17 protein-coding genes are annotated in these 18,365 nt (G+C 66.0%); 11 read left to right on the forward strand and 6 right to left on the reverse strand.

Annotated elements, in window-relative coordinates:
* Positions 1-451 precede the first annotated feature (451 nt).
* The 5 genes from HBNXHr_RS13920 (at position 452) to HBNXHr_RS13940 (ending at position 5,124) form a co-directional block, all read left to right on the forward strand.
* Entirely contained in the window at positions 452-1,258 is an 807-nt protein-coding gene (locus tag HBNXHr_RS13920) for an ABC transporter ATP-binding protein (RefSeq protein WP_275882602.1), read from the forward strand.
* Positions 1,251-2,987, forward strand: coding sequence for a hypothetical protein (locus HBNXHr_RS13925; protein WP_275882603.1), 1,737 nt, complete (start codon positions 1,251-1,253; stop codon positions 2,985-2,987). Before HBNXHr_RS13920 ends, HBNXHr_RS13925 begins: the two co-directional genes overlap by 8 nt.
* Before the next feature lie 116 nt (positions 2,988-3,103).
* On the forward strand, positions 3,104-3,520 hold the full coding sequence (locus HBNXHr_RS13930) for a DUF2178 domain-containing protein (RefSeq protein WP_275882604.1): 417 nt from the start codon (positions 3,104-3,106) through the stop codon (positions 3,518-3,520).
* Positions 3,521-3,523: 3 nt separating this feature from the next.
* The gene (locus HBNXHr_RS13935; protein ID WP_275738183.1) at positions 3,524-3,727 is read left to right on the forward strand and encodes a helix-turn-helix transcriptional regulator; all 204 of its coding nucleotides are present in this window, start codon (positions 3,524-3,526) and stop codon (positions 3,725-3,727) included.
* Positions 3,728-3,801: 74 nt separating this feature from the next.
* Positions 3,802-5,124, forward strand: a complete 1,323-nt coding sequence (locus HBNXHr_RS13940; RefSeq protein ID WP_275738184.1) for a DUF6498-containing protein — start codon at positions 3,802-3,804, stop codon at positions 5,122-5,124.
* 445 nt (positions 5,125-5,569) lie between these two features.
* Here HBNXHr_RS13940 and HBNXHr_RS13945 read toward each other — a convergent pair whose 3' ends face one another.
* Together HBNXHr_RS13945 and HBNXHr_RS13950 are read right to left on the reverse strand one after the other, a co-directional pair.
* Positions 5,570-6,145 (reverse strand): response regulator, encoded by a 576-nt coding sequence (locus tag HBNXHr_RS13945; RefSeq protein WP_275738186.1) that lies wholly within the window; start codon positions 6,143-6,145, stop codon positions 5,570-5,572.
* Positions 6,146-6,212: 67 nt separating this feature from the next.
* The gene (locus HBNXHr_RS13950) at positions 6,213-7,454 is read right to left on the reverse strand and encodes a transposase (RefSeq protein WP_275882605.1); all 1,242 of its coding nucleotides are present in this window, start codon (positions 7,452-7,454) and stop codon (positions 6,213-6,215) included.
* A gap of 279 nt (positions 7,455-7,733) precedes the next feature.
* Here HBNXHr_RS13950 and HBNXHr_RS13955 point away from each other — a divergent pair, with 279 nt between their 5' ends.
* The 4 genes from HBNXHr_RS13955 (at position 7,734) to HBNXHr_RS13970 (ending at position 13,108) form a co-directional block, all read left to right on the forward strand.
* Positions 7,734-8,165, forward strand: coding sequence for a winged helix-turn-helix domain-containing protein (locus tag HBNXHr_RS13955; protein ID WP_275882606.1), 432 nt, complete (start codon positions 7,734-7,736; stop codon positions 8,163-8,165).
* A gap of 170 nt (positions 8,166-8,335) precedes the next feature.
* Positions 8,336-9,994 carry a PAS domain-containing protein gene (locus tag HBNXHr_RS13960; RefSeq protein ID WP_275882607.1) on the forward strand — a complete coding sequence of 553 codons (1,659 nt, stop codon included), beginning with the start codon at positions 8,336-8,338 and terminating at the stop codon, positions 9,992-9,994.
* On the forward strand, positions 9,991-11,661 hold the full coding sequence (locus HBNXHr_RS13965) for an ATP-binding protein (protein ID WP_275882608.1): 1,671 nt from the start codon (positions 9,991-9,993) through the stop codon (positions 11,659-11,661). The genes HBNXHr_RS13960 and HBNXHr_RS13965 overlap by 4 nt, the downstream gene beginning before the upstream one ends.
* Positions 11,662-11,761: 100 nt before the next feature.
* Positions 11,762-13,108: a hypothetical protein gene (locus HBNXHr_RS13970; protein ID WP_275882609.1), complete on the forward strand. Its 1,347-nt coding sequence runs from the start codon at positions 11,762-11,764 to the stop codon at positions 13,106-13,108.
* 21 nt (positions 13,109-13,129) lie between these two features.
* On the opposite strand, the gene HBNXHr_RS13975 is transcribed toward HBNXHr_RS13970, so the two are convergent.
* The gene (locus HBNXHr_RS13975) at positions 13,130-13,585 is read right to left on the reverse strand and encodes an RDD family protein (protein ID WP_275738198.1); all 456 of its coding nucleotides are present in this window, start codon (positions 13,583-13,585) and stop codon (positions 13,130-13,132) included.
* A gap of 104 nt (positions 13,586-13,689) precedes the next feature.
* On the opposite strand from HBNXHr_RS13975, the gene HBNXHr_RS13980 reads away from it, so the two are divergent.
* Positions 13,690-14,376 (forward strand): DUF5518 domain-containing protein, encoded by a 687-nt coding sequence (locus HBNXHr_RS13980; protein ID WP_275882610.1) that lies wholly within the window; start codon positions 13,690-13,692, stop codon positions 14,374-14,376.
* Between the two features lie 63 nt (positions 14,377-14,439).
* Entirely contained in the window at positions 14,440-16,011 is a 1,572-nt protein-coding gene (locus HBNXHr_RS13985; RefSeq protein WP_275882611.1) for a bacterio-opsin activator domain-containing protein, read from the forward strand.
* 24 nt (positions 16,012-16,035) lie between these two features.
* Here the strand turns inward: HBNXHr_RS13985 and HBNXHr_RS13990 are convergent, their stop codons facing one another.
* The 3 genes from HBNXHr_RS13990 to HBNXHr_RS14000 all read right to left on the reverse strand — a co-directional run bounded on the left by HBNXHr_RS13990 (position 16,036) and on the right by HBNXHr_RS14000 (position 18,360).
* Entirely contained in the window at positions 16,036-16,692 is a 657-nt protein-coding gene (locus HBNXHr_RS13990) for an AIM24 family protein (RefSeq protein ID WP_275882612.1), read from the reverse strand.
* Positions 16,693-16,792: 100 nt separating this feature from the next.
* Complete coding sequence (locus tag HBNXHr_RS13995) at positions 16,793-17,791, reverse strand: HAMP domain-containing sensor histidine kinase (RefSeq protein WP_275882613.1); 999 nt, start codon at positions 17,789-17,791, stop codon at positions 16,793-16,795.
* Between the two features lie 443 nt (positions 17,792-18,234).
* Positions 18,235-18,360, reverse strand: a complete 126-nt coding sequence (locus HBNXHr_RS14000; protein ID WP_275882614.1) for a hypothetical protein — start codon at positions 18,358-18,360, stop codon at positions 18,235-18,237.
* Between the last annotated feature and the right edge of the window lie 5 nt (positions 18,361-18,365).

Here is an 18,365-nt window from a genome sequence, read left to right on the forward strand (position 1 = left end):
AAGGGAGGGCGCATGGATTGAATGTCTGATGTGGCTCGACTGGGTCGCACTGATCGACGGGCTTGCTGGACGGTCGTCGACAGGACGTCCGTTCCGGCGTTTGCCGCCAAGAGATATACGGATTGTTCGGCGTTTCGGATTCGGAAACCGTGCAAGCTATGGTATCGGTGTGACCCGGAAACGCAAGTATGGGCGTACGCAACCGGCTCGGTGAGATCGACGGCCTCGTCGCATTGCGGTAGTCGCTACTCAGTGTGTCTGCAACGATTGAATCGGCGGTGCTCCCCGAGCAATCCGACCATCACATTTATCCCCCTGTGTAAAACATGCTTTACTGTAAAGAGTTGTTTACACCCATGACGGACGACTCCGCCCCAACACGGTCCCCACAGCACGCATCGCCATGTGGTCGACGAACGCCCGGTGTCCCATGTTCGAGGAGGGAGCCACAATGACGGAACCAGCTGTCGTCGCCGACGGCCTCACGAAGCGCTACGGCGAGGACCCCGTGGTCGATGACCTCTCGCTGTCGGTCCCGCGAGGAAGCGTCTACGGATTTCTCGGGCCGAACGGAGCCGGGAAGACCACGACCATGCGAATGCTGGTTTCCCTCTCGGAACCGACAGCCGGGTCCGGGACGGTTGCGGGCGTGCCGATCTCGAACCGGCCGGCACTGACCCAACGGATCGGCTATCTCCCGGCTGACCCGCCAGTCTTCGAGGAACTCACCGCCTGGGAGCACCTGCGTCACGTCGCCCGTCTCCACGGAATCGACGACGAGCGAGCCGACGAGCGGATCGAGACGCTCCTCGGTCGATTTGGCCTGCTCGAAGACGCCGATAGCCGGATCGAAGCCTACTCGACAGGGATGACCAAGAAGGTCGGGATCATCGCGGCGCTGTTTCACGACCCCGACGTGGTCTTTCTCGACGAACCGACCGCCGGCCTCGATCCGCGCGCCGCCCGCACCGTCAGAAACACGATCGCCGATCTCGTCACCCGGGAGATGACCGTTTTCCTCTCGACGCACATCCTGCCCGTCGTCGAGGAACTGGCCGACACCGTCGGCGTCATCGACGAGGGGACGCTCGTCGCGGAGGCCCCGCCCGCGGAATTGAAGCGACGGGCCGAAGCGTCGCCCGATCTCGAGACGGCCTTCCTCGAGATCACTGCCGAACGGGACGGATCGCCCGCCGATCAACCGGCATCGTCGGCAACCACCCAGGCAGCCGCCGGCGGAGGTGGGGCGGATGGCTGAGGAGTCGTCTGTGCTGTCGCGGTCCTCGACGAGTGCGTCGAGCGACCGCGGCGTCCGGTCGGTGGGAGGGTGGCTGTACTCGTTCCTGCCGGTCCCGGCCCGGAGCCTGGAGGTCGCCCGGATCGACCTGTTGCGGGGGTATCGCTGGGTCAGACACCAGGATCTCTGGCTCGCCTTTAGCGCAGTCGTTGGCGTGATGGGCGCGTTCTTCCTCGTCCAGACGTACGCGATCGCGAGTGACGTCGGCGCGGCGATCGCCGCCGGGGAGAGACTCCCGACGTGGCTCGTCTTGGCGACGAGCGTGGTCTGGGTCTTCCTGGCGGTCTTCCTCGCGGGGGACGCCTTTGGGACGAACGGCGATCTCGATCACGGCGGACAGTACCTCACGATCCGACCCGCCGCGGACCTTGTGGGCGGACTCCTGCTGTCGGCCGCCGCGAAGTTCTCGGTGTACACGATCGGTCTCGGCCTGGCCGGCGGTGCGGGACTCGTCGTCGGGACTGGCTCACCACTCCCGCTGGTCGGAGTCGCCGGTGCGGCCGTGCTCATACCGACGACTGCGACGGCGGTCGGCTACCCGGTCGGGTTGGCGCTGAAGGGTGTGGTCCGCCGCTCGGCGAACCTCAAGCGGCTGACGACGGTGCTCGGCGTCGGGATCGGCCTCGCGTACGTCACGCTCTCGGTGACCGGCGAGTTGGTCACCCTGGTCGTCTCCCTCCACCCAGTTCTGACCTCGCCCCCGCTAACGTGGTTCGGGCATCTCACCGTTGTGACGACGCCCGGTGCCGGCGTACCCGTCGCCGGCGTTCTCTGGCTCCTCGCCGTCGCCCCGCTGGTCGTCGTCGGTGGAACGATCCTTTCGGTCCCGATCGCTCGCTACGCGTGGCTCGCAGATCCAGCCCGCAGGACTGACGACGAGGACCCGGATCTGCCGGCTGCCCCCGACTCCCGGCTTGACGACGTGCTCGACGTGCTCTGTCGAACGCCCGCGACGCGTGGCGTCGCAAGTACGACGCTCAGGCGGGCGGTCCGGTCGCCGTTCCAGTTCGTCTTCGTCGCTCCGCCGCTTTTGGCCGGGATCCTCTTCGTCGAGAGTGCGGTGACGACCGGCACCGTCCCGTGGTACGTTCCCTGGTTCGTCGTCTGGTACGGGGCGTGGGCGGCCGGCGCGGTCGTGCCGCTGAATCCACTGGGGAACCAGGGCGGGACGCTGCCCAGGCTGCTGACGTCCCCGGCACGGGGCCGACACGTCGTCCACGGCACCGTTGTCGCCGCCACGCTCGTCGCCGCTCCGCCGACCGTCGGCATCGCGCTCGGGGCTGGCTACCTGGCCGACAGTTCCCTGGCCGTGCTGGCCTCCCTCGCCCTCGCCGGCGTCGGTGCTGTCGCGGGAAGCGCCGTCCTCGCGACCGGAATCGGGTCCGTCTTCCCGCGCTTCGAGGGGATCAGTCTGGACGGGGGTCGACAGGCAGTCCCGCCGAGCAAGCGTGCCTACACCCTCTTCTCGATCGTGCTGAGTACGGTCGTCCTCGCTGTCGCATTCGTCGCCGACGGGACCGCTCGGGTTCTGGGGTCTGCCCTGGTGTCGCAGTGGCTGCCGTTCGGACTCGATATCGGTGCAGGGATGCTTGAGACGGTCGCGTGGCTCGCCCTTGCGAGTGCAGCCCTCGCGCTCCCGCTCGCCTACCGACTCGCCGTCCATCGGCTCGAAACCTATCGTCTCCCGTAACGGTGTCCGATCGACGCCATCCGTCGTTACCGATCGTGCGGTTCGCTCCCGACGGCGGATGACACCAACTATATGATCGCGGTGTAAAACAGCCTTGACGACAACGAGGCTCAACCGTGACTACTGGAAACGTACTGAACCTGACCCGTCAACGCTACCGGGGGCTCGTTTACGGTATCGCCGCCGTCGCCATCCTTGCACTCCTCGCCGGGTTGGCGGTTGGGCAGCACCTCGCCGGTACCGTCGTCTACATGGTCGGTGCATGGTTCGCCGGCGGCATTGCCGTGGTTGGGCCCGTCTGGAGCGACAGGACACTGCAGGACGAGCGCGATTACGAACTCCACAACCGGGCCAGCGGGCTACTCATCGGGATCACGATGGTCGTCGGGTTGAGTGTGTTGCCGGCAGTCTACGTTCTCGACGCCGGCGACGTCCTCGAGATCTCGGGCGTCGTCTCGGGCATCGTCCTCACGCTCTCGGCGCTGTTCCTGCTGTACGGCGTCTGTTTCGGGATCGTCAAACGACAGTACTGACCCATGCGTAATGACCTCTCCGAACGACGGGAAGCCCAAGGCGTGAGCCAGGGCGACCTCGCGCAGGCGGTCGGCGTGACGCGTCAGACGATCAACGCGATCGAACGTGATCGCTACAACCCGTCGCTCGAACTCGCCTTCGCCCTTGCGGAGCACTTCGACTGCGCTATCGAGGACATCTTCGATCCAGTCGAGATCGACCCATGAGAGTCGGTCTTTCCACCGCCGTCGACCCGTTGGACCGACAAACCGAAGAGGATCGCCACCTGTGACCCCGACACGTGCGCGTCCCGCCCTCCACCATCGATTCGTTGCCCGCTCCCGCGTGGCTCCGTGACCTCCCCGTCGTCGTCGGGAACCTCCTTCCGATCGCCGGCGTCCTCTGTTTCGGGTGGTCGCCGACGGCCCTGTTGCTCGTCTACCAGGCCGAGCTGGCGGCGATCTGCGTCTGGACCGTAGTCAAGATCCCCTTCGCCCACAAGCGACCCAACAACGCCATCGACGACCGCTTCAGGCTGCTCGGGCCACTCCAGGAGAAACGCGGTGCGGTCGGAGTGCCGGGGCGGCTCCCGCCGGTGTACCCGCGGAACGTCCCGACGCTCGTCTTCGCGGTCGTCATCGCACCCGTCGTCGTCGGACTGGCGTTCGTCGCTTTCGCACTGACGCGGCCGACGGTCACCGAGGCCGACGCGGCTGCGTTCCTCCTCGGGGGGGCCGCGGTGTTTCTCACCCGCGGGATCGACACCTACCGCGAGTACTTCCGTGGAAACGGGTATCGCGAGCACTCCCCTCGCTCGTTGCTGCTCGTTCCCTTCAAGTACCTCTTCGTCGTCGGCCTCCTGTTCATGGCCTTTCTCTCGCTTGAATCGACCGTGGAGACGACTGCAATCCTCGATCCCCGGCGGTCGGTGCTGGTCCTCGCCGTCGGGAAACTCGCCTACGACATCCGGGCGAGCCGACTCGAACGTGACGACGACCGCCGGAGCCTGTTCTCGCGGCTCTACGGGAGCAAACGCACCGAGATCGAACCCGAACCCGTCGAGACGCCGGACGCGGAACCGGGTCTCCGGACATCGATGAGTCGGACGGCGGCAATCGTCGATGCCCTGCTTCACGGGCTCGCCTATCTGGCTGGCGCGATCGGGTTCGTCACCGCTTTGATCGTCGGCTTTGGCGTGCTCGCGTCGAGCGTCGGGATCGTCGTCGTCGGCCTCGGCCTGGGCGGGTTCTTCGTGGCAGTGCGAGCAACCACGCGCTATCTCCGGTACGGGACGCTCGAATACCACTGCTACGACGACGTGCTCGTGGCCTACGACCGTCTCCTCGGGGAACCACAGGCGAAAGTAGAGAAGCATGCGATCACTGATATCACGCGCTCGGAAGGACTGATCGATCGCCTGCTCGGAACTGAGACTCTCGATTTCGACGTGTATTTGACGGACGACACGACGATGGAGCTGTTCGTCCCGGGTCCCGAAATGGTCGATACCGACGACGACGCCAACGAGAGCGTTGCGATGGTCGTCCCGCATCTCTCGGATCCCCGGTCGATCACGGAGACGCTCGGACTCTCGTGGCATCTCGACGACAGCGCAGGTGAGTGAACGGGTGCGTTGGGCCCCCGGACAACACCGCCGCCGAACGCGGTTCAAACGCCCCTTTGACCTTCTGTCAGGTATATGAGCGTGGGTCGAATACGGTGAAACGTGGAGGTGTCACGATGCCGCTCCTGAAATGTTCCCACTGTCCCCGACGGTTCGACTCGCTCTCCGACGTGCGCGAGCACGTCTCCCGTGACCACGAACAGAACACGCACGGACACACGGGACGCTGATTTCGTCCCGGAACCCGTAGACCGGCCCCGAAACGACCCGTCAGAGACTGTTTCACGTCCGGAAACGCTGGCCACTGTTTGACGGCCCATCACCGCGTAGCCGCCTGTGCCCGCCCAGGTCGGAGGCGGGGGGTCAGTATCCGGCCCCGGCTTGCCCGCCGGTTGTCGCTTCCCACCCTAACCCGCCCTGTTTTCCGTTCTGTTTCCGACGGCGATCACCCACTTTCGCGCGCAATGTCGTCGAAGGCGTCGAGTAGTTCCGTCGCTTCCCCCAGGAGTCGGCGCACGCGTCGTTCAAGCCGCCGTGACCGTTCCTGCCTGCGCTGGTAGGCCTCGTGGGACTCGCGCTGATCGGCCGGGAGTTCGGCCGCGATGACCTGTCGCTTCGCTTCGACGCTGAAGTACTCCCCCAGCGTCGCGTACCCGAGGATGGTACACTGCTGAGTCACGGCCGCCCGGACGTCCTCGCGATCGACCGGCTTACAGAGGTAGTCGTCAAACGGCATGTCGAGGACGTCGAAGTCGGGATCGATCGCCGTGACCATGATGACCCGCCCGGTGAACGTCATCGCCGCGAGTTCTTCAAGCACGTCGTCGCCGGATATGCCGGGCATGTGCCGATCGAGGAGGATGACGTCAATCTCGCGATCGCGGACGGTCTCCAGCGCTGTCTCGCCGTCGTAGGCAGTCTCGACGTCACAGAGCCCGCGCAGGCGGAGCGCGTAGGCGTCCGCGACCTCCCGTTCGTCGTCGACCACCAGCGCGTTCGGGAGTTCGTCGGTGGCACCCATCGGGCACAGTTCCGCGGCGACCGCTCTTGAATGTTCCCCGCGCACGGTGGCGCGGGGAATCCTGCTCTCACGAGGGCAGGCTTCCTGTTTCCACGACGTGACTTGCAGACACAGATTCAAACTGAATCGTGTCCGTAGCGGTCACAGTCTCAACAGGCGTGTCTTCGGGCCATCCCAGCCCTAACTCCTGAAAGCCTCTCTGCAACACGTTCATCGCCGCATTCGCGTCCCGATCCGTCTCGAATCCACAGGAGGGGCAGGAGTGTTCCCTGATCCAGATGGGTTTCGCCGTTTCCACGCCACACCGAGCACACTCTTTGGTTGTTCCCTCGGGTTCGACCTGCACGACGTGCGTGCCGTGCAGGTCGGCCTTGTATTCGAGGAGCGTGATGAATTGTCGCCACGCCGCGTTCTGCTTGTTCCGGGCGTTTCCATCGCCCTGAAGCATCCCCTTCACATTGAGATCTTCCACGAACACCGCATCATACTCACGGACGAGATACTTCGTTATCTTGTGCTGGTAGTCCAGCACTTTGCGACGAACCCGACGCTTCACCGTAGCGACCTGCTTCCGTTGCTTCTCGTAGTTGTTCGACCCCTTCTCCTTTCGTGAGAGGGTGCGTTGCTCGCGGCGCAGACGCTCGTATTCGTCTTCGAGATCAAGCCACTCCACTGTCGTTCCGTCCGACGTGTGGATGTAGTTGAGAATGCCGAGGTCGATACCCACGCTGTTGCTCGCGTCCAACGAGTCCACGTCGGGCTTCTCGGGGAGGGCAGCATCGTCGATTTCCAGCCCGAAAGAGACGAACCACTCGCCAGTTGTCTCCTGTTTGACCGTGACTTCTTTAATCGTGGCGTGGTCAGGGATTGGACGTGAGTAGCGGATTTTTACCCACCCAATCTTACTGAAGCGGACGGACGCGTCTTTGTCGTGGCCCCTCTTTTCATCGAGGTCGAAACCACTTTGGTTGTACGTCACACTCCGGTAATCACTGGGCGCTTGGCGTGTGAGCCGACCGACGTTGTACCCCCTCTCCTTGAGTTTGCTCAAGACAGTGAGATTGTGGTGGAAGCGTGCGACGGTGGCTTGGGCGGCTTTCGAGTGTAGATCACTGAATAGCGGCCACTTGCGCTTCCACTCGGGGAGTTTGTTGTTCTGTTCGTACTCGCTCGGCTTGTCGTCCGCGGGGCTATTCTCGTAATCCCAGCGGACGTGGTTGTAGAGTTGGCGATGAACATCGAGATGGTGCTCCAGCCGCTCCGCTACCGCTTGTGTCGGGTAAGCTTGGTAGCGGTAGCTGTATTCCATCGCTATCTATTGGTTAGAGATATGTCGACTTAATGGTTTGTATCCTGGTGTGACGGCTTCATCCCCGACCACGGTGGGTCGGGATATTCGCCTCGCTCTTTATATAAATGCCGGCCCTTCCGGCGACGGACAGCAGCGTTCCTCGCCCCCATGCCGAAATCGAGGGGTGCCGACCGGCGTTGATCGCTCGTGTCTGTATAGCTAGAGGGTGTCGAAGACCGCCGCCTCGATAGCTAGCTGCCATCGATACGGCCCCGGGACACCTCTCCCGATGTACAGATGTCGAGCGAACCACTCCGACCCCGAGTTGGTCCCGACGCACCGGCAGGCACCCCCTCCGCCACGGATCGAAACGACGAATGGCACCACGACGACCCGACGGCGCTGCTCGAAGCCCTTGGCGACGAGTACACGCGAGCGGCCGTCGAGGCCGTCCTCGATCAGCCCCGGAGCGGGCGGGAGGTCGCGGCGGCAACCGACATGTCCCGGCCGACAGCGTTCCGACGGCTCAACGCGCTCGTTGATCTCGGGATGCTCGAAACCGAGCACCGGATCGACGCGGCCGAGGGCCACCACCACAAAGTGTATCGCCCCGTCGTCGACTCGGTTGCGGTGACCTTCGACGACGGCGAGATAACGGTGGTCCTCGAATCAGCCCGCCCGTCCGGCCCCCACGTCGAGCAGTCGACGCCCGTCCCGGCGAACGACTGAGCAGTCGCGTCTCAGCCGGATCTCGCGACCCCCGGTATCCAAGTGGCGCGGGCCGCCAGTCGAACCCACACGCCAGCGATCACGGGCAGATATAGTCGGCCCCTGCTCTCGGCCGGGGCCGCCACGTCGATGGCTTCGGACCGACGCGACAGTCGATAGACCACGGACACATGGCGCCCCTCACTGTACTCCGCCTCGGTATCACCGCGTTCGCGGCGCTGGTAGCTGTTGGGCTGATCGTAACCCTGCTGGGCGATCGTGAACGGGGCAGTGCCCGTCCACTCCTGGGCGTCGGCCTGGCCACGGCCGTGGGCACCGTCCTGCACCTGCTGGTCGCCGATCTCACGCCGCCGAACGCGGCGCTCGCGGTGACCGGCTGGGACCTCGATGCGACGGCGTGGGTCGTCGTCGGGACGACTACCGCGGTAATCGTCGGCGGGCTGTGGGTACTGTTCGCGTTTCGATACACCGGTCGGTCGCGACGCGTAACGCAGGTGACTGCGGGGATCGTCGCGGGGGTGTCGCTCGGTGCCGTCGCGATCGCGGGGGTCGCACTCGGTGACCCGTCGACGATCGCCTTTCAGCTGTTGACGGTGGCGTACCTCCTGGTGGGATTTCTGGTGACAATCGGCGTGTTCTTGCTCCTGTGGACGTCGATCGGACAGCAGGCAGTCCCGCTCCGGGAACCGGTGTTGCTGTCCGCCGGTGCGATCGTGTTGCTCGCCGGGAGTTTCGTCGCGCAGCTATTCGAACGGCCGATCCTCCTGCCCGCGCTCACGTCGGTTGGGTGTGGGCTGGTGGTGGTTGCCGTCGTTCGTTACCCAGTCTTCGAGACGCCACCGGCCGCACGGGTTCTGGGCCGCGATCGGGTTGTCGACGAACTGGCCGACGGCGTGCTCATCGCCGACCGGCGGGGGCAGCTGCACGACCTCAATCCTGCCGCGGAACGGCTGTTCGACGTCTCGCGGGCGTCGGCCCTGGACGAGCCGATCGAGTCGCTCTTCCCGACGCCCGTCGCTCCCGGGGAGCTAGCGGGGGACGGGGAACCGCTTCGAGTCGAACTCGCGGACGGGACGACGCTGTCCGTGACGGCCGATCCTGTCACCGACGGGAGAGACCGTTCGTTCGGCTATCTGGTTCGCTGTACGGACGTCACCGACAGACGACAGCGGGAGGAACAGCTAACCCTGCTCAGTCAGTTCCTCGTCGAGGTGGTCCGGGGACGCATGGCCGCGGTGGCCGACGAGACGGCGTCGTGGACCGCCGAGCCGGGGGATGGCGACGCCGCGGCGCTCGCGGATCGGATCTGGGAGCGGACGACCGAACTCACGACGCTCGTCGCGGGGACGCGCTCGATCGAGCGTGCCATCGCCGAGGGGGCGGTCACCCCGGAGCAGCGACTCGGCATTCGGCCCGTCGTTCGTGAACTCCGTGACTCGATCGCCACCGAGCCGGGTCCACAGATCGCGATCGACGTGCCCGGAGAGCCGATCGATACCACAGTGACCCCGACCTTGCTATCGTCGCTCCTCGAACCAGTGCTCGAAGACGCTTGTGCCAACGCAGTGACGCGGGTCGAGATCGCCCTCGACACTGACGGGCCGGCAATCCGGATCACCGACGATCGCCCGGTTGGGGCCGAGTGTGGGGAGCAGGAACGCGACGCCGACCTCCCGCTTGCGGTCACACGCCTGGCGCTCGAACAACTCGGTGGACAGCTCTCGGCGAAGCGGACCGACGACGGGCGATGGGCGGTCGTCGTTGGGCTCCCGACGGCTGACGCACGCGGAGCGGCCCCACCGGCACCGGGCGGGGGTGACGGAAAGTGATCCGCCCCGTCTGGACCGTTCTCGGTGTCATCGTGCTGGGGGCTGGGGTCCTGATCGCGGGGCGAACCGCACGGCGCGAGCATCCGGGGGCCGTGCCGTACGCGCTGGTCGCCATGCTGCTGGCCGGCCTCGGCGCGACGATCGCGTTGGGCCGCTCCGGGGCAGTGCCGATCGAACTCGACGCGGTCAGCGAGTTGCTCCTCATCGGGGGGTACGCCTTCGCGTCGCTGTTGTGGATCGCGTTCGTCTTCGAGTACACCGGCCGCGGGCCGGCGATCACGCCGTGGCGCTGGGTGGTGATCGTGGTCCTGGGCGGCCTGACGGTCGCGAGCACGGCGGTCACGTGGGGCCAGCAGACGGGCAGGATACGGCTGGGCCTGCTCGGGCAACTGTCGTATCTCACGACGTTCGGCCTGCAGGTGACCGTGTTCTCGCTGGGCTTGCTCGGCGTGATCTTGCTCGTCAGGTCGGCGGTGGCGTATGACGACCTGCCGCTTGGCTCCGCGGTGGCGTTCGTCTTCGCAGGGGTCGGGATCTCGTTTCTCCCGCTCTCGATCGGGTACGGCGGCCGAGTGGGCGGCGCATCGATCTATGGCGTCGTCTTCCTCCAGTTGATCGCTATCATCGCAGTCTTCGCCTGGATCTCGTTCGGTACCGACGCCTTCGAACGCGCGGCTGCGGCGGGGCATCTCGCACGCGAGACTGCTCTCGACGCGATGTCCGCGCCCGTGATCGTCGTCGATCGAACCGGCCGACTGCTGGACGTGAACCGGGCCGCCGCGGACACCTTCGGCGTCGGGACCACCCGACTCCGGGACCAGTCGCTCGCGGACGTGGTAGACATCCCTAAGGATCCGTCTGTCGAGCAGCCGATCACGCTCGAGACAACCGCCGGGCGACGGGAGTTCGTCGTCGACCGGACCGCGATCGACGAGGGCCGCGGCCGTGCCTACCGGTTCGAGGACGTGACGGATCGTCGGACCCGGGAACAGCGGATTCAGGTCCTCAACAGGGTGATCCGACACAACCTCCGGAACGACCTCGACGCGATCCGCGGGTTCGCGGAACCGATCCGCGACGGGGAACTCCCGGCGGCGGAGGCCAGTCAGTACGTCGACCGGATCGGAACGCTCGCGAGCGGGCTGGTCGAGCTCGCCGACGCCGTCGAGCGATCCGAGCGCGTCCTGACGGAGGCACGCCTCGATCGCGAAGCGTGTGACCTCGTCGCGATCGTGCGGTCGGTCGCCGACGGGGGCGTGGACGGCGACATCACGCTCGACACGCCGGCGAGCGTCAAGCTCCGATCCGATCGCGACGCCATCGAACTCGTGGTCGTGGAACTGCTCGAGAACGCCGTGACCCACACCGACCGGGAGACACCGTCAGTGACGATCCGCGTCCGCTCGACGGCCGCCGGTGGGCGGATCGAGGTCGCAGACGACGGCCCGGGGATCCCACCCGAGGAGCGGGCCGTCCTCCTCGACGGTGAGGAGACGCCAGTCAGACACGGCAGTGGGATCGGCCTCTGGCTGGTCTACTGGACCGTAACGCGGCTGGGTGGAGACCTATCGTTCGGAGACCGGGAGCCACGCGGGAGCGTCGTGGTCGTCGACCTGCCGGACTTTGCCACGTCGAGCCGTCCCGAGCGGACGGCGGAGGGAACGTAACTATGGTCACGACGAGGTGTGTAAAGACATCGTTTATGGCGCTGGTCGCCAAACGCTTCCGTCAAGCTGGCCGGTCACCGGCCCAGCCCTCGCTATACCCATGACAGCCCTCCACCGACGTCGGTTTCTGGAACTCGGCGCGGCCGCGACTGTCGTCGCACTCGGCGGCTGCCTCGCGGACGACGATACGCCGTCCTACGCGGAGTGGATCCCGGCGACAGCTGGCGGCGTCCGTGTCGGCTATTTGGACTTCAGTATCGCAAGAGAGACGACGGCGGGCGAGGAACTGTTGCCGCTGATCCTTCCCGCGGACGCGACCGGCGGCCCCGGCGAAGTCCTGACCGAGATTTCTGGCGCCGACAGTGTCGATGATCCGTTGCTCACCTGGCCGCTTGAGATCGGCGGGCGGCTGGTCGCCGGAGCCTCCATTGCCATTGCCGTGTCCGGTCTCGACTATCTCATCGATCCGGCACAGCCCGACCGCGGTATCGACGAGCTGTTCATGGCGGATACCGTGGCCGTCGGACGGGGCGAGATCGACCTCGACGAAGCCACAGAGCGGTTGCGTGCCGGATCCGACGACCCCACTGGTGGCATACAACTCGAAGAGAGCGGGTCGATCGGGGAGTTCACCCTGTACGAACCGAGCGACGACGAGACACTGGACGGCGTCACGGCGATCAGTGAGACCGCCGTCCTCGTCGCCGATACGAGCGAAGCGATCCGAGGCGTCGTCGAGGCCACGGCGGACGACCGCGCCAGGGAAATCGAGAAGACCGAACCGTTCGAGTGGCTACTGAAGACGGCTGGCGACGGCCACGTCGCGGGCGGGTGGCTGGGACCGATCGACCTCGGGGACGCGTATTTCGGCGATCCGGCCGAGCGTCCCGTAGCCGACCTCCTCAGGGAAGACGACGACGTTCTCGCGTCGGTGCGTTTCGACGCCGACAGCGGCGAGGTCACGGCTTCCCTCGCCGCCCGGCGTCCGCTCGAGGGCGCGACCGCCGAGCAGTTCGAATCCCGGTTCGGGTCCGAGAGCGAAGACCACTCGGTGACGGTCAAAGACGAACGCGTGACCGCAAGCGGAACCTACAGCGAGGACGTGCTCGACTTCGAGTTCACCCGGCCCGACCGGACGGCGACCGGGGAGCCAGACGCGAGCGAGGCCGTCGATCCGCCCGAAGCGGTCGCGAAAGCAGTTCCCGAGGGGGCCTTCGAGTTTACCTACGTGGAAGGCGACAATCGCGTCCGGGTCGGGATCGTCAAAGAACTCCAGGCCGACGAAGTCACGTTTTCAGCCGTCCAAACGGACTCCGAGGCCTCGACGACGACACCCCGATCTGGCCTGTACATGTACCTCTACGTCGATCCTGCTGGCGATACGGTCATTGTGACGGCCACCGTCGACGGCACGTCCGGCGTCGTCGCTCGGAAGGAATTCCCCTGATACTGGTAATCCAGCCGCCGCTCAGGTTCGTATCACGATGGTGTTTCCCACCCGGTCACCGAGCCGTCTGTCCGATTTCGAGACCGCGATCGTGACGATCCCGACCAGGTAAACGAAGGGCAACCAGTCGATGAGCCGGAAGAGGTTCCGAAGGAGCGAGCCCAGAAACGACGGCGGTGAGCCGTCCGGTCGCGTCACCGTGATGCTGACGAGGTACTTCCCGACGGTCTTGCCCCACCGCCATTCCAGCACCGTGTGATAGCAGATCGAGACGGCGAGCCACAGCGCCAGTCCGACGACTGCAGGGCCACCTTCGAGATTCGTCTCGATCCCCTCGCTCGTCGTCTGTAAGTCGCCGCTCACGAAGCCGACCGCGGAGACGACGACCATGAACAGGGCGATCCAGACGATCGAGTCGATCGCCATCGCGACGCCGCGAATGCCGACGCCACACCGCCGATCAGTATTCGACGTCATTCCTATGTACCGCTGTCTCGGCGGAACGGAAAGACCCGATCTGTGCGTTTCCCCCGGTGAAACACGCCGCCCCGGGTTTTGTTCTCTCCCCCATTGGTAGTGGTATGGAACCGATCGAAACATCCCCACGAGACGTTGAAACGACTGCCACGACGCGGTCACCCCCTGCTTTCGACCGCCCGCTCGACTGGGCGATCGGCGGGGTGCTGGCCGTCCTCGGGTTCCTGATCGCCCTCGGCGGCGGGATCCTGTACGCCGCCGTCGATCGCCCCGAGATCGCGACACTGATTCAGGAAAGCGAGTTCCGCTCGGACGGCTTCACCGAGGGGGAGGCGATCGACGCGGTGGTGGCACTCGCCGAGTGGGGCGGTATCGGCCTCGTCGCGACCGGCGTCTCGATCGTGCTCATCGGCGTCGCCGTCGTGGTGGCCCACGGCCGGGCCCGACGCCACGGCCGGGGCACCCCGCGGTGGATCCTCGGCGTGGTCGGCGCGATCATCAACACCGTCCTCAGCTTCGTCCCGCTCTCGCCGCTGCTGGGCGGCGCGGCCGCGAGTCACCTCTCGACCGATCGCGAGGCGAGCGGCGTCGCAGCCGGGGCCTTCGCCGGCCTGTTCACGATCGTTCCGGCACTCGTCACCCTCGCGTTCGTCGGCGTCGGGCTGTTCACGGGCCTCCCCGAAGCGACCGCGGGGGCCGCCGTCGCAGCACTCGTGATCGGCGTCCTCCTCACCATCGTGTATGTCGTCGGGCTGAGTGCCCTGGGCGGGTACATCGGGCATCGATTGTAGTCGACAGCGTCGGATCGCCGGGGGGAACACCCTTAACAGCCCGCCACACGGTGATGGAACACGATGGACACCGGGTTCGAGCACGCACCGATCGGAATCCTCGAAGTGAGTCCGGACGGCGTCGTTCGGGACGGCAACGACGCTGCGGCGTCCATGCTCGCGGTGGACGCGGCCGCCAGTGCCGGCGAGCCGATCGATACCGTCTTTCCGGCATCCGTCGAGGGGCGCGTCCCTCAGGCGTTCGAGACGCCACCGGACGCGGAGCTGTCCTTCGTGGAATACTACCCGGAACTGGATCAGTGGCTCGCGGTCGATCTCGTCCCCGGTGACGACGCCGTCTACGTCTACCTCCGGGACGAGACCGACGGCCGCCGACGCGAGCAGCGACTCGACTCGCTACGATCGGACCTCCGCCGGCTGACGATCGGAAACGAACTCATCGCGGACATGCTGGGCGACCTCGTCGGGGCCTCGACGCGCGAGGAGATCGCCGAGACCATCTGCCGGCGGCTGGGCGGGACCGACATCTACGCGTTCGCCTGGGTCGGCGAGCGCGCGGTCGGATCCGGGGAAATCGTGCTGCAGGCCGCCGCTGGGACGACCGGCCGCACGCTCGAACAGCTCAAGACGGCACTCGACGGCGACGCGGATATCCCCGAACTGCGTACGATCGAACGGGGCGCACCGACGATCGTCGGGTCACTCGGCGAGGACAAGTCCGTCCCCGAAGACATTCGTCGAGCGGCGTTCGCCGACGGGTTGGGATCGCTGCTCGCGGTGCCGCTGACGTACGGATCGAGCGTCTACGGCGTCGTCGGTATCTACGCGGCCGAACGCAACGCCTTCTCCGAACGCGAACGCGAGAGTTTCGGGACCGTCGGGGAGATGGCCGGGTTCGCCATCAACGCGACCCGCAACCGGTCGTTGCTCTCGTCCGAACGGGTCGTCGAACTCACGTTCCGGTTGGCAGATCCCGCCGCGCCACTCGTCGCCACGGCCACCGAGACCGACGCCCGGATCGACGTGACAGGCGTGCTCGCGCAGGGCGAGGAGCTTCGCTGTTACGTCGACGCCGAGACCGAGCGGTCCCCGGACGAAATCGGCGCGGTGCTGGCGGACCACGAGTCGGTGATCGAGACGCGAACCGTCGCCGAGTACGACGGCGGGGGCTCGATCGAAGTCGTTCAGCGCGCCGAGACGCCGCTCGGGCAACTCCTCAGTCAGGGCGGCACAGTCCAGTCGGCCACGTTCGGCCCGGACGGCGATCGGGTCGTCGTCGACCTCCCACCGTCGGAAGACGTCCGCCGGATCGCCGACGCGATCACCCGCCGCTACGATGCCGCTGTGATCGCAAAACGGGAACGCCGACGGGACGAACGGACGACCGGGGAAGTCCGGGACAGCGTGACCGACAGGCTGACCGACCGGCAGGAAGAGGCCCTTCGGACGGCGTTCTTTGCGAATTACTTCGAATCACCACGCGGCAGTTCCGCCGAGGAAGTCGCCGATGCCCTCGGGATCACCGGGCCGACGCTGTTGCATCACCTCCGGGCCGGACAGCGCAAGCTCCTGGCGGACGTGTTCGAGGCGACCGATCGACGGCCCGACGTGGACCGGTCAGCGACTGACGGCTGACGGCCGAGCGACTCGGACGGAATTTCAGGCGTGTTCTTCGTAGGGCTGGACGACGACGAACCCGCCGGGATCGGTGAACTCCATCTGGAACCGTTCGCCGGACTCCTGGCCGATCATGTCCGAGAGGTTGGTGTTGACCTCGACCTCGGGCGCGGTCGCGCTCCAGGCAACTGTCGCACCCGGATCGGTCGTGACGGGCGGTTCCATCACGACCGGATCGCCGTGGGTGGTCAGCGCGACGTGACCGGGGCCTTCGAGTGCGACGTTGGTGAACCCGCCGGCAAAGGCTCCGGCGAGGCTGTCGATCTCGGTAATCTCGTAGGACAGTCCCGACTCGAAGGCGAGGATGTCCTCGCCGTTGACGGTGAGTGATTCGCCGTCGTCCAGTCGGAGGATCTGGATTTCCTTCCGCTGATCGGCGAGATAGAGGTGGCCCGATCCCTCGACGCGCATGATCGGCGTCCCCTCGCCGGTCGCGGCTTCCTTGATGAAGCCGGTGATCCCGCCTTCCGGAGTCGCCTGGCCGGTGAAGGTGAGGTCCCCGGTATACGCGACCATCGAGCCGGCTTTCGCCAGCAGCGACCCTGCAACGGCCACGTCGAGCGTGTATTTGTTCTCCAGGTCGAACGTCTCCTCGGTCTCTGTCGGTGCGTGTTCGGCGGTAAATTCGTCTACGTTCATCGTTTCACAGAGCCGTGTGAACAGACTCCGGGTTCGAATCAGTTCGCCGAACAAAAGAACCGGTAGACCGTGTTTCCGAGCGGGAAACCCGACTCGGCGATCAACCGGTGTCGAGACCCGTGATCTCGAAGCGAGCGCCCCCGCTCGCGGAATCGGTGGCCGCGACCGACCAGCCGTGGTGGTCGGCGATCCGGGCGACGATCGACAGCCCGAGTCCGGTCCCGTGATCGTCGGTGCTGAATCCAGGCTCGAAAACGCGCTCGCGTCGCCCCGGCGGAATGCCGCGACCGTCGTCGGCGACGTAGAACCCGGGAGCGTCAGCGAGCGGCCCGACAGTGACCGTCACGTCGGTCCCGCCGTGCTCGATCGAATTTCGGAAGAGGTTCTCGAAGAGCCGTCCCAGGCGGTCGGGATCGGCGACGACCGTGGGCAGCGATTTCTCGACGACGATGTCGGCGTCGTCGGTCTCGACAGTCGCCCACGCCCGCTCGGCGGCGGCCGAGATATCGACTCGTCCATCCGGCTGGACGACGTCGGCCCCCCTGGCCAGCGTCAGCACGTCCCCGACGATCCGTTCCATCCGGTCGTGGGCGTCAGCGACGTGTTCGAAGTGCTCGACCTCGCCGGTTTCCCGAGCCGCGCGCAAGCGGGCTTTGGCGACATCCAGCGGGTTGCGAAGGTCGTGGCTGATCACACTTGCCACGTGGTCCAGCCTGATCTCGTCGGCCGCCCGGGCGATCCCCGTCGGCACAGGAGTAAAGAGGAGGACCCCGCCGGCGTTTCCGTCCGTGGGGACGACCCGCAGGAGATATCGGTCATGCGACGCCGCCCCCGACTCGGACGGCTGCGTGCCCGTTTCGACGGTGAACTGATCGGCGGCCGTCCCGACGACAGCCGGCTCGTCAGGCCCCTGGACGATCGACAGCCCGACCGTCTCGAACAGCGAGGCCACCGGTTCGCCCGCATCCACGGGCCCGAAGGTTGTCTCGAAGGCTTCGTTGACCGTTTCGACGACCGGGGTTCCGTCTTCGATCCCGTAGTGACAGACCGGGTCGGGCCATTGCTCGGCGTCGACGATGCTCGTGGGGTTGTCGGTCATGTCTCGCGTGGTGCTGTGTCCGGCCCCTGTAGCGCTCCGATCGAGAACGGTCTTGCGGACGTCATTTGTGCGATGGCGGTGATCACCGTTCGTCCCGGTCGCCTAAAGCCCTGGAGGCTAGTTATACAGACGCCACCGACGGGGACGGCCACGGTACCGACTCAGTATCCCTAGCCTGGGAACTCAGGGGAGTACAGCACGACTATCCGGCCATGAAGGGACGCCGCTCAACGCCGAACGGAACTCCCTCACCCAACGGCGCTGTCGATCGTGGAGACGAACCCCGACCGGACACAGTCCCAAGCGGGACGATACTCGCCCTGCTCGGGGATACGTACGCTCGCCGGCTTCTGTCACTGGTAGTCGAGCAACCCCGGACGGGCCGGGAGCTCAGTGCGGCGACTGACATGTCCAGGCCGACGATATACAGACGGCTCGAACGCTTAGCCGAGCACGGGCTCGTCCGGACGGAGCTGGAGTTCGATCCAGACGGCCACCACCGAAAGCGGTTCCACGCCACCGTCAGCGAGTTCGACTTCGACCTCGGCTCCGACGGGATCGACGTGCATCCGCG

Origin of the sequence: Halorhabdus sp. BNX81 (genome assembly GCF_029229925.1) — an archaeon.
Taxonomy (GTDB): Archaea; Halobacteriota; Halobacteria; order Halobacteriales; family Haloarculaceae; genus Halorhabdus.

Bases quoted from the DNA above. Each gene is read 5' to 3' on its own strand.
- HBNXHr_RS13920 (WP_275882602.1), top strand. From the start codon at position 452: ATGACGGAACCAGCTGTCGTCGCCGACGGCCTCACGAAGCGCTACGGC.
- HBNXHr_RS13925 (WP_275882603.1), top strand. From the start codon at position 1,251: ATGGCTGAGGAGTCGTCTGTGCTGTCGCGGTCCTCGACGAGTGCGTCG.
- HBNXHr_RS13935 (WP_275738183.1), top strand. From the start codon at position 3,524: ATGCGTAATGACCTCTCCGAACGACGGGAAGCCCAAGGCGTGAGCCAG.
- HBNXHr_RS13945 (WP_275738186.1), bottom strand. From the start codon at position 6,145: ATGGGTGCCACCGACGAACTCCCGAACGCGCTGGTGGTCGACGACGAA.
- HBNXHr_RS13950 (WP_275882605.1), bottom strand. From the start codon at position 7,454: ATGGAATACAGCTACCGCTACCAAGCTTACCCGACACAAGCGGTAGCG.
- HBNXHr_RS13955 (WP_275882606.1), top strand. From the start codon at position 7,734: ATGTCGAGCGAACCACTCCGACCCCGAGTTGGTCCCGACGCACCGGCA.
- HBNXHr_RS13960 (WP_275882607.1), top strand. From the start codon at position 8,336: ATGGCGCCCCTCACTGTACTCCGCCTCGGTATCACCGCGTTCGCGGCG.
- HBNXHr_RS13970 (WP_275882609.1), top strand. From the start codon at position 11,762: ATGACAGCCCTCCACCGACGTCGGTTTCTGGAACTCGGCGCGGCCGCG.
- HBNXHr_RS13975 (WP_275738198.1), bottom strand. From the start codon at position 13,585: ATGACGTCGAATACTGATCGGCGGTGTGGCGTCGGCATTCGCGGCGTC.
- HBNXHr_RS13980 (WP_275882610.1), top strand. From the start codon at position 13,690: ATGGAACCGATCGAAACATCCCCACGAGACGTTGAAACGACTGCCACG.
- HBNXHr_RS13985 (WP_275882611.1), top strand. From the start codon at position 14,440: ATGGACACCGGGTTCGAGCACGCACCGATCGGAATCCTCGAAGTGAGT.
- HBNXHr_RS13990 (WP_275882612.1), bottom strand. From the start codon at position 16,692: ATGAACGTAGACGAATTTACCGCCGAACACGCACCGACAGAGACCGAG.
- HBNXHr_RS13995 (WP_275882613.1), bottom strand. From the start codon at position 17,791: ATGACCGACAACCCCACGAGCATCGTCGACGCCGAGCAATGGCCCGAC.
- HBNXHr_RS14000 (WP_275882614.1), bottom strand. From the start codon at position 18,360: ATGCACGTCGATCCCGTCGGAGCCGAGGTCGAAGTCGAACTCGCTGAC.